The sequence below is a fragment of the Gordonia oleivorans genome (assembly GCF_040044975.1).
GTDB lineage: Bacteria > Actinomycetota > Actinomycetes > Mycobacteriales > Mycobacteriaceae > Gordonia > Gordonia oleivorans.
Genome location: NZ_JBDZDI010000029.1, coordinates 44,096 through 53,465, shown reverse-complemented (window position 1 = coordinate 53,465; position 9,370 = coordinate 44,096). Strand labels below are relative to the sequence as shown.

The window sequence follows — 9,370 nt, the reverse complement described above, 5'->3', positions numbered from 1 at the left end:
ACGCCGTCGACCGCATCCTCGACTGGACCCTGTGGCGCCGACGTCACCAGAAACGCGCCCAACAATGCCACCAAAACCGCAGGTCACAACAACAATAAACCCGATCTACGGCTGTAGTACTAGGCCTTCGAGCGCACTCAAAGGCAAGACCCGCTTCGGTGAGACCTCAGTAATCCCGCCCCACCGGCACCACCGAGATGAGTTCCTCACCGGCGGCGAAGCGTCCGATGTTGCGCGCCACCCACGGTGCGAGTTCGCGGGTCAGTCCCGACGCCGGGTTGGCGATGTGCGGGGTGATGATGCAATTGGGCAGCGACCACAGCGGGTCGTCGTCCGCCGGCGGTTCGGGGTCGGTGACATCAAGTGCGGCACCGGCGATTTCGTTGCCGCGCAGCGCCCAGTACAGCGCCTGCTGGTCGATCAGCGGTCCGCGCGCGACGTTGATGACCCACGCATGGCCGGGCAGCGCGGCGAGGCTGCGGGCGTTGATCAGGTGATGGGTTTCCGGTGTCGACGGTGCCGCGAGGATGACGTGATCGGTGGAGGTCCACACCTCATCCATCCGCGACGACGGCAGCGTGGCGTCGGCCCCCTCGACCGGGCGGCCTGACCGATTGACCGCGAGAACCTGTGCGCCGCAAGCCTTCAGACGCGGCATCAGCGATGCGCCGATACCGCCGGCGCCGACGATCGCCACCGTTGCCCCACGCAACGTGCGGACCGCGGTGTCGATGCGGTCCTTGTCCCAGCCGTCGCGGATCGAGGTGTGGATCTGCCGCAGCCCGGTCAGCAACAGCGCCAGGGCGTGTTCGGCCACGTTCTCGGCGTAGAAGCCGGACGCGTTGGTCCAGATCCGCTTCTCGTCGAGCACGCCCGCGTCGACGAACCCTTCGATGCCCGCGGTCTTGAGCGCCACCCATTCGATGGTGTCGGGCAAGTCGGGAAATCCGGTGGGGTCACCGAGCCAGACGAGCACCCGGGCGTCGGCGAGGTCGACGATCCGTGCGCCGGTGGATTCGACGGCGGCCACCACATGCTGGTCACGCACCGGCTCGATGGCGACCGCAAGGTCACTCATGACCGAACTCCGGCGATCTCGCGGGCCGCCGACGTGGCGAGGCGGTCGGCGATCTCGTTGTAGTGATCGCCGTTGTGGCCCTTGACCCAGCGCCAGGTCACCTGGTGGCGCTTCTCCTCCTCGATGAGCCGCTTCCACAGATCGGAATTCTTGACAGGCTTCTTGTCGGCGGTCTTCCAGCCGTTGCGCTGCCATCCGGCGACCCACTTCATGATGCCGTTGCGGACGTAGCTGGAGTCGGTGTACAGGATCACCGTCGACGGCCGGGTGAGCGCCGCGAGGCCCTCGATCGCCGCCTGGAGCTCCATCTTGTTGTTGGTGGTGTCCGGGGCGGAGCCGGAGATCTCCTTCTCGGTGCCCTTGAACCGCAGCACCGCTCCCCAGCCGCCGGGGCCGGGATTGCCGAGGCAGGCGCCGTCGGTGGAGATCTCCACCACGGAGTCGTCGGTTGCCGGGTCGGGTGCGTTGTCCTGCGGGTCACTCGCCATTCCTCAGAGGTTACCCAGCGGGGCTAGGGTGAAACCATGCCCGTCTGGGACCCCGATCGCTACCTCCAGTTCGCCGACTCTCGCACCCGGCCGTTTCTCGACCTGATCGCCCAGGTGCCCGGCGCACCCGCCTCGATCGTCGACCTCGGCTGCGGCCCCGGACACCTCACCCGGCATCTGCGGGCCCGCTGGCCGCAGGCACGTATCCTCGGCATCGATTCATCGGCGGAGATGATCGACGAGGCGATCCGGTCCAACTTCGATGCCTTCGCCAGTTACGACGCGGCCGACGTGACCACGTGGCAGCCGAACGGGCCCGTCGATCTGTTCGTCTCGAATGCGATGTTCCAGTGGGTTCCCAATCAGCTCGAGGTGATCGCCCGTCTGCTGCAGTTCGTCGCGCCGGGCGGCACCTTCGCCGTGCAGGTCCCCAACAACGCCGACTCGCCGACGCATGTGACGCTCGCCGAGGTGGCGCAGCAGGAGCCCTTCGCCCAACACCTCACTCACGCGCGTCGTCTGCCGACCACGGACCCGGCGCTCTACCTGGAGTTCTTTGCCGACCGCGGTTATCTCGTCGACGCCTGGGAGACCACCTACCTCCACGTGCTGCCCGGTGCGGACCCGGTGTTCGACTGGATCTCGGGTACCGGTGCCCGGCCCTATCTGCAGGCGCTGCCCGACGATCTCGTCGCCCCGTTCACCGACGAGGTGAAAGTTCGGTCGCGGGAGGCATATCCAACCCACTCGTGGGGCACCCCGCTACCGTTCCGCCGTACCTTCGCCGTGGCCACCAGGCCCTGATCCGGGCCGGATACCGGTGTAGACGCCCTCCGGACGGAAGCGCAGGCGCGGCTCCCGGTACTCCTCGAGAGCGTGTGCGGTCCACCCGACCATCCGGGCAAGCGCGAAGATCGTCTCGGCGGCATCGGGGCTCATCCGGTAGCGCAATGCGATGGCGGCCAACGCGAAATCGGAGTTGACGAACTGCCGTGGACCGAGGTGATCGACGATGGTCCGCACCGCGGGCATCACCCGCCGGTCTCCGGCGCCCATGGCGCCCAGCCTGTGGATGATCTCCTCTGCCCGAGGATCGGAGTGCCGATAGATCACGTGACCGGTCCCGGGGATCGGGGTTCCGGTGTGCAGTGCATCGGCGAGGGCTGCGGTCGGGTCGTCGAGGGCACCCGCGAGGAATCGGTAGGCCAATGTCGTTGCGCCACCGTGGCTCGGGCCGTCGAAGGCGCCGAGACCGGCCCCGATCACCGCGTAGACACTGCCGCGCGCACTCGCGGCGACGCGTGCGGCGACCGCACCGGCCGAGAGGTCGTGATCGGCGAGCAGCACCAGCGCGGCGTTCAGCAAGGCCAGGGTCCGCCGGGTGGCCGGTTCGTCGGTGAGCCGTGGCCAGAGTCGTTGTGCGACTGCACCTTCGGATGGACCGTCGCCCAGCGCTTCGACGGCGGCGGCGATCACGGACACGGCCTTGGTGGTCACCGCGTCGGGATCGGTCTGATGGCGCAACGGATCTCGTGCTCCGGCGAGGTCGACCGCCAGCCGAATCCGGTCCACTCCCCGCGCCCGGATACCGGCGACGCGTCGCACCGCGACTCCGATGGCCCGCTGATCTGCCGGCGACGACGGGGCGATCCACGGATGGTCCCACAGCAGCGCCGCGACGTCCTCGAACGACGACGTTCGCGACAGGTCGACGACGTCGTGGCCACGATAGTGGAGCCGGTCCCCGTGCAGGAAGGTGAGTTGGGTGCGAATCCGTTCGGCGACACCGGTCGGCGGACGATGGCGGGTGCGGTCGAGGAGCCCGTCGACCTCGTCGACGGGGAACATGCTGCCGTCGTGGCCGTCGATGCGCCGGCTGCTCAGACGCCCACGGCTGACATACGCGTAGACGGTGGACACCTTGACCCCCAGCATCTTTGCCACCTGCTCGGTGGTCAGATAGTCCCGCCCGTCGTGGTGGATGGGCGTCGGATAGCGGCGGGTGTGGGCGCGGGTCACATATTGATTGAATCAACATTGACCGGCCTGCTCAATACGGTTCATCGTCGTGGGTATGACCGAACAACTCATCGCTCCAGCCGGATTGCAGAACGTGATCGTCGCCGACACCGAGATCGGTGACGTCCGCGGCGCCGAGGGTTTCTTCCACTACCGCCAGTACTCGGCGATCGAGTTGGCGCGCACCCGCAGTTTTGAGGAGGTCTGGTACCTGTTCGTCCACGGCCATCTCCCCGACGCCGCCGCGTTGGCCGAGTTCATCACGCGGACAACCGCCCTGCGCACCCTGCCGGACGAGCTCGCCGGCATCCTGCGCACCGCAGCGCTGCTGGGCGGTGAGCGCGAATCCCTCGCCGGCCTGCGAACCGTCCTCTCGGCCACCGGACCTGCAACCGGCGCCCGCCCACTGTGGGATGCCGACCCGCGGCAACGCGTCGACGACGCCCTGCGCGCGACGGCCCTCACCCCAACGATCCTGGCTGCCCTGCATCGCATCCGCGCCGGTTAGAGTCCCCTGGAGCCTCGCGCGGACCTCGGTGTGGCCGCCAACTGGCTGTATCTGATCTCCGGTCGGGAACCGACGGCGCAGGAGGCGCGCGCCATCGAGCATTACCTGATCGCCACGATGGATCACGGGTTCAACGCCTCGACATTCACCGCCCGGGTGATCGCGTCGACCGGCGCGGACGTCTTCGGAGCGGTCTGCGGAGCCCTGGGCGCCTTCTCCGGCCCGCTGCACGGCGGGGCCCCGGATCGTGCGCTCGATGCCCTCGACGAGATCGCCGACCACGGGGATGCGCGTACCTGGGCGGCCGAGCAGGTGGCCGCGCACCGTCGGATCATGGGATTCGGGCATGCCGTCTACCGCACCGCCGACCCTCGTTCGATGATGTTGCGCGACATCGCACTCGGGTTCGGTGGACCGCTGGTCGACCGGGCGGTGGCGGCCGAGGAGGCGATCACCGATGTCCTCGCACGGGCCCATCCGGAGCAGCCGCGGTATGCCAACGTGGAGTTCTATGCGGGTGTCGTCATGGAATGCTGCGGCGTGTCCCGGTCGATGTTCACACCGACGTTCGCGGTCAGCCGCATGGTCGGTTGGTGCGCGAACATCCTCGAGCAGGCGCAGAGCCGCAAGATCATTCGGCCCGCGGCGCGCTATGTGGGCCCGAGTCCCGACGTGCAGCGGCCGTGACGTGCCACACTGAGGCATGGCCTCGCTCCCCCACATCTTCCTGGTTCGCGCGATCAACGTCGGTGGCGCGAAGTTGCCGATGGCCGACCTTCGTTCCGAGGCAACCGAACTCGGCGCCACCGAGGTCCGCACGCATATCGCGTCGGGCAACCTGATCTGCATCCCACCGACGTCACCGGCGGCATTCGCGAGCGCCCTCGAGGAACTGATCGAAGCGCGCCACGGATTTTCCCGTGAGGTCATCGCGCGGTCGGTCGACGAGTTGCGGAATGCGGTGGCGGCCTTCCCCTTCGAGGCGGACGACGAGAAGTTCGCCCACCTCTACTTCCTCACCGGAATCCCCGATCCGGACAAGACGAAAGCCTTCCTCGACACGGATTTCGGCGACGATCAACTCGCCGTGATCGGCGCCGATCTGCACATCTACTACGCCGGCGGCGTCGGCAAGAGCACGCTCAGCTCGCCAAAGATCGCCCGCGGGCTCGGCGTCGCGGGCACCGGACGCAACCTGCGGACGGTGCGGACACTGATCGAGATCGCGGAGGGCACGACGTGATCTCGGATCAGCCCTGAGGGCCATCGGTGATACCACGAACGAGCGCAGCCACCACCGCTCGACGTGTGTCTGCAGAGGTCGGCCAGCCTGGCGCAGCAAGAACACACTGCTGCGCAAGCAGTTCCACATTCATCGACCCCATCCGATCTCGCAGCACCGCCGCCTCTTCGACGCTCAAGAGCGCCAGCATCTCCGCGGCAAGCAGTGCCGCTGCGCCTCGGTGGAGATCAAAGTCTTCCCGTTCGAGGGCCCAAAACGCATCGCCCCACAGGTCGTCGGACCGGAGCGAGGTCCAGTGAATGCACAGCGCGAGGTCCTGCGCATCCTTGTATTCGTACTTCTCCAGCCGATCGAGCCAGGCATGAGCTTTCAACACGGCGTATCCAGGGAGGGTGGGTATTCGAATGCGAAGAGCATCGTTGAGCGCCAAGACGTCTGCAGCGTCGAAGACGTCGGCAAAGCCGTGGACATTCAACTCGATCCTGCCGATCTCGCGCGAGATCGTCCCACGAGGCTCTTCAAGTGCGCCGAAAGGCACAACGTCGGTGGGTATCCCTGCAATCATCATTCTCTGCCACGCACGTTCCGTGGATCCAAAGCGAGCGTGAAGTTCCTCAAAAACTGACCAGTCAGGGATGGCCACGGCAAGATCTGTGTCGTTGGTTGCACGAAACCGGGCACCATCCGCAAGCCGCGCATGGAGGATGTCTCGACAACGCGCACCCACCAGCATGATCTGCGCCGGATCGATAACGTCGGCGATCTCGGCAACCACCCTGGCTATGTCCGCATGCTCGCCACGATAGGCTCGATCTCCTTGATCCATCCCCGCCTCACCCCTTCTGCGGCCTCACGTTGCCGCTCCTCATTGGAGCCCAAGAGATCGGCGTAGACGATCGGTGTCGGCGCGACGGCGAATCCGTCGGCTCTCGTGTGCATCCCCTCAATACCATTCCAGAACCATTTGCGGAGGTGAACATTCGGCGTTGCGCTTTTCCTCCAACGGTTTTCTCGGATGAGGTCTACCGGTACCGGTTGCGTTGGGCTGATGTTGACGTAGGCGGTGAGTGTTGGAGCGCGGTGGATCAGCTCCGGAACAGCGCGCTCTCCACTGAGGAACAGTCGGGTGCCCTTGGGCACAACAGGATTCACCGTGCCCTCACCGTCGAAAATCGTGTCGACCTGGTTCGCATAAGACACGGCCCAGGAATCGAGGAGCGCAACGAGGTTGCCTGGCCTGCGATGCTCACCCCATACCTCGACGAAGGCGGTATCGACCAGATCATCCATCAGGTTCTTGACCAACCCGACCGAAGTACCCGAAAACTCCGAGAGCACGCGCAGCGGCGCATCCACCAACCTTGGATCAGCGAGGATCACTGCAACCACCTGAGACCGCTTGCGGGTGAACAAGGTTGATGACCGTGATCTGGATACCGAGATCTGGTCCAGCAGCTTCGTGGGCCGGCTGCGACCTCGGACGTCGACCACCAGACCGGGTGCGCGCAAGTACGCGTTCCCGGCGCCGTCGGCGAACCAGATATTCAGGGAGCGAAGGGTTTCGGCACTCCGCGGGTGTATGTACGGCGCGATCACCAAGACCTGGGTCCCAGCCTGTCGCTGCCCCTCGGACATCCGACCGATCTCCCCCAATCCCGCCATGGAGAATTCAGTTAGATAGCGTCCTTCGACGGCCATCTTCTCACCGCCGACGATCGTGAGCTTGATCGTCCCGCTCTCGTTCTCCGCCAGATCGCCCAGCGCCGACGAGGTCAGCTGCACCCCATACGTCTCCAGCCAATGCCGCACCGATGTCAGCAGTGCAGCGGGGATCACATCCGACATGCGTTCAGAATAGCGCAGTGTTCACAAAAACTGAACACTCGACAAAACTGAACGCCCGAGGTGGTTCAGGGCACCACTCGATCGATCGTCCCGATGACGGCATTCATATCGTCACGCTGCTGCGCGAACGGCGCTTCCCATAACTGCCGGGGCAGCTCTTCGAGCGCCTTGACGGCGGTCTCGAGTTCCTCGAGTCGTTCGGTCTTCTCGTCGCCGCTCAGCGATGCCGCAGCGATGAGCTGATCGTCGAGTTCGAAGACCTTGTCGTCGAGACGATCTCGCACCGCAACGGTCTCGTCATCGTGCGGGATGGCCGGATTCTGGTGCACGTCGGCAATCGCGTAGCGCACCCGCCGGTGCAGCAACGCCTCCGGGCTGGTGTCCGTCGTCCACGCCTTGGGAGCACGACTCGGTTTGCCGGGGATCAGATCGGTGGACCGGGCGAACGCGCGGATGCGTTTGTCGGAATCCCAGGCGAACCAGATCGCACCACCGAGGGTGAACAACGCGACGGCAACAATGACGACGATGACGATGATCGCGACGGGCGACATGACCTCGACCCTATCCCTCGGCCCGGGCCGCGGGCCGTTCGGCGCGCACGGCGGCCGCATTCACCCGGGTCAGGACGCCATGGAGTTCTTCGAGGTCGGCGAGGTCGACGCCGAGGGCGTCGACGACGGCGGGCGGGATGTCGAGGGCCTTCGTACGCAGGGCGCGTCCGGCGTCGGTGAGGTCGATGTCGACGTTGCGTTCGTCATTGTCGCGCCGACGCCGTTCGATCAGTCCGTTCGCCTCGAGCCGTTTGAGCAGTGGTGAGAGCGTCGCCGAATCCAGTTGCAGCACCGCGCCGATCTCCTTGACGCCGCGCGGGGCGGATTCCCACAGCGCGAGCATCACCAGGTACTGCGGGTGGGTGAGTCCGAGGGGATCGAGGAGTCGCCGGTAGATCCGCAGCACCGAACGGTTGGCCACGGCCAGGGCGAAGCACACCTGCCGTTCCAGTAGCAGCGGATTGTCCGGTTCGGTCATTCTCCCATCGTAGGCTTGCCCGCCACCAGGTCTTCCACGTCGAGGCCCCAGCGACCGAAGCGGGCGTCGAACGCGCTCGCCCGGTCGCGGGCGCGTTGCTTCTTGGCGTCGGAGTAGTGGCGGCGCGCCCACCGCGAACCCGGCCGGGCGAGGCGTACCGCCCCGATCCATCCCACCGGCGGGATGAAGGCGGCCACCGCGGCGGTCGAGTACTTGCCCTTCGCCACGCACACCAGCACGCATGCGATGTGGACGGGTAGCACGACGAGGAGGCCGAGGTGCCCGACCGCGGAGAGGTCGTCCTCGGTGAAGGGATCGATGCCCAGTGCGAGCAGGCCGAGGAGTGCGACGGTCAGGCTCACCACCTGCACCGACAGCTGTCCTTCTTTGGTCCAGTACACGTCGGTGAGGTGCAGGATCAGCGCGAACTCGTCGAGGACGAGGCTGGCGCCGACACCGATGAGGACCGCCGCGATCAGCGATCCCGGTGCGTGCCCGGCCGCCGCGACCGACGTCACCGCGCCGATCAGCAGCAGGATCAGACCGGGGACCGCGTGGTGGATGTGCACGCCGCCCTGAATGTTGTTGCGGAACGGACCCTTACCGGCCCGGATCAACCGCGTGATGGTGCGGGTGATCAGGAAGGTCACCAGAAACGCGACGAACAGCAACGCCAACGGCACCTTCGGCTCATTCCAGAACGAGTCCACCTCGGCGACCTCCTGATCGGTGCGCTCAGGCGCCGGCGGTGATCCCGGTGCGGGCCTGTTCGATCTTGAGGCAGCGGTCTTCGACGTAGAGCAGGCCCGCGTCCTCGGCGATCTGGCGTGCCTCCGGCGAGGTGATGCCCAGTTGCAGCCACAATGCGCCCGCCCCGGCGGCGACGGCCTGCCGGGCGATCTCCGGGGCGTCGGCCGACGGACGGAAGACGTCGACGAACCCGACCTGCTCGGGCACTTCGGCGAGGGTCGGATACACCTGTTCGCCGACGATCTCGGTGGCCGTCGGATTCACCGGGATGATGCGCCAGCCTTTGGCCTGCATGAGGGCGGGAACCTCGTTGGCGGGCTTGTGCGGATTCGCGCTGGCGCCGACGACGGTGATGGTGTCGTAGGTGTTCAGGATCTTCTCGACGATCTCGTCTGTGCTCATGACGA

General features: G+C 66.3%; 11 protein-coding genes and 1 pseudogene. 3 read left to right on the top strand and 9 right to left on the bottom strand.

The features are described from left to right. Positions 1-166 precede the first annotated feature (166 nt). Together ABLE92_RS24590 and rnhA are read right to left on the bottom strand one after the other, a co-directional pair. Positions 167-1,078 carry a D-isomer specific 2-hydroxyacid dehydrogenase family protein gene (locus tag ABLE92_RS24590; RefSeq protein ID WP_348807428.1) on the bottom strand — a complete coding sequence of 304 codons (912 nt, stop codon included), beginning with the start codon at positions 1,076-1,078 and terminating at the stop codon, positions 167-169. After that, positions 1,075-1,566, bottom strand: a complete 492-nt coding sequence (gene rnhA / locus ABLE92_RS24585; protein ID WP_348807427.1) for a ribonuclease HI — start codon at positions 1,564-1,566, stop codon at positions 1,075-1,077. The genes ABLE92_RS24590 and rnhA overlap by 4 nt, the downstream gene beginning before the upstream one ends. 36 nt (positions 1,567-1,602) lie before the next feature. Between rnhA and ABLE92_RS24580 the strand changes: the two genes are divergently transcribed. Further along, positions 1,603-2,370, top strand: a complete 768-nt coding sequence (locus ABLE92_RS24580; RefSeq protein ID WP_348807426.1) for a methyltransferase domain-containing protein — start codon at positions 1,603-1,605, stop codon at positions 2,368-2,370. Here the strand turns inward: ABLE92_RS24580 and ABLE92_RS24575 are convergent. Then, on the bottom strand, positions 2,329-3,585 hold the full coding sequence (locus ABLE92_RS24575; protein WP_348807425.1) for a citrate synthase: 1,257 nt from the start codon (positions 3,583-3,585) through the stop codon (positions 2,329-2,331). The two genes, ABLE92_RS24580 and ABLE92_RS24575, sit on opposite strands and share 42 nt — an antisense overlap. Positions 3,586-3,640: 55 nt before the next feature. On the opposite strand from ABLE92_RS24575, the pseudogene ABLE92_RS24570 reads away from it, so the two are divergent. Both ABLE92_RS24570 and ABLE92_RS24565 read left to right on the top strand, forming a co-directional pair. Then, a pseudogene (locus ABLE92_RS24570) lies at positions 3,641-4,780 on the top strand (citrate/2-methylcitrate synthase). 16 nt (positions 4,781-4,796) lie between these two features. Then, positions 4,797-5,336 carry a DUF1697 domain-containing protein gene (locus ABLE92_RS24565; RefSeq protein WP_348807424.1) on the top strand — a complete coding sequence of 180 codons (540 nt, stop codon included), beginning with the start codon at positions 4,797-4,799 and terminating at the stop codon, positions 5,334-5,336. Between the two features lie 7 nt (positions 5,337-5,343). Here ABLE92_RS24565 and ABLE92_RS24560 read toward each other — a convergent pair whose 3' ends face one another. From ABLE92_RS24560 to ABLE92_RS24535, 6 genes are all read right to left on the bottom strand, one after another. Then, on the bottom strand, positions 5,344-6,162 hold the full coding sequence (locus tag ABLE92_RS24560; protein ID WP_348807423.1) for a hypothetical protein: 819 nt from the start codon (positions 6,160-6,162) through the stop codon (positions 5,344-5,346). Beyond that, a complete protein-coding gene (locus tag ABLE92_RS24555) occupies positions 6,117-7,181 on the bottom strand; it encodes a type IV toxin-antitoxin system AbiEi family antitoxin (RefSeq protein WP_348807422.1) in 1,065 nt (354 codons plus the stop codon). The genes ABLE92_RS24560 and ABLE92_RS24555 overlap by 46 nt, the downstream gene beginning before the upstream one ends. 65 nt (positions 7,182-7,246) lie before the next feature. Next, positions 7,247-7,735: a hypothetical protein gene (locus ABLE92_RS24550; RefSeq protein WP_348807421.1), complete on the bottom strand. Its 489-nt coding sequence runs from the start codon at positions 7,733-7,735 to the stop codon at positions 7,247-7,249. A gap of 10 nt (positions 7,736-7,745) precedes the next feature. After that, on the bottom strand, positions 7,746-8,213 hold the full coding sequence (locus tag ABLE92_RS24545; RefSeq protein ID WP_348807420.1) for a MarR family winged helix-turn-helix transcriptional regulator: 468 nt from the start codon (positions 8,211-8,213) through the stop codon (positions 7,746-7,748). Further along, entirely contained in the window at positions 8,210-8,923 is a 714-nt protein-coding gene (locus ABLE92_RS24540) for a hypothetical protein (protein WP_348807419.1), read from the bottom strand. The genes ABLE92_RS24545 and ABLE92_RS24540 overlap by 4 nt, the downstream gene beginning before the upstream one ends. A 25-nt stretch (positions 8,924-8,948) precedes the next feature. Next, positions 8,949-9,365 carry a CoA-binding protein gene (locus tag ABLE92_RS24535; RefSeq protein ID WP_348807418.1) on the bottom strand — a complete coding sequence of 139 codons (417 nt, stop codon included), beginning with the start codon at positions 9,363-9,365 and terminating at the stop codon, positions 8,949-8,951. Positions 9,366-9,370 lie beyond the last annotated feature (5 nt).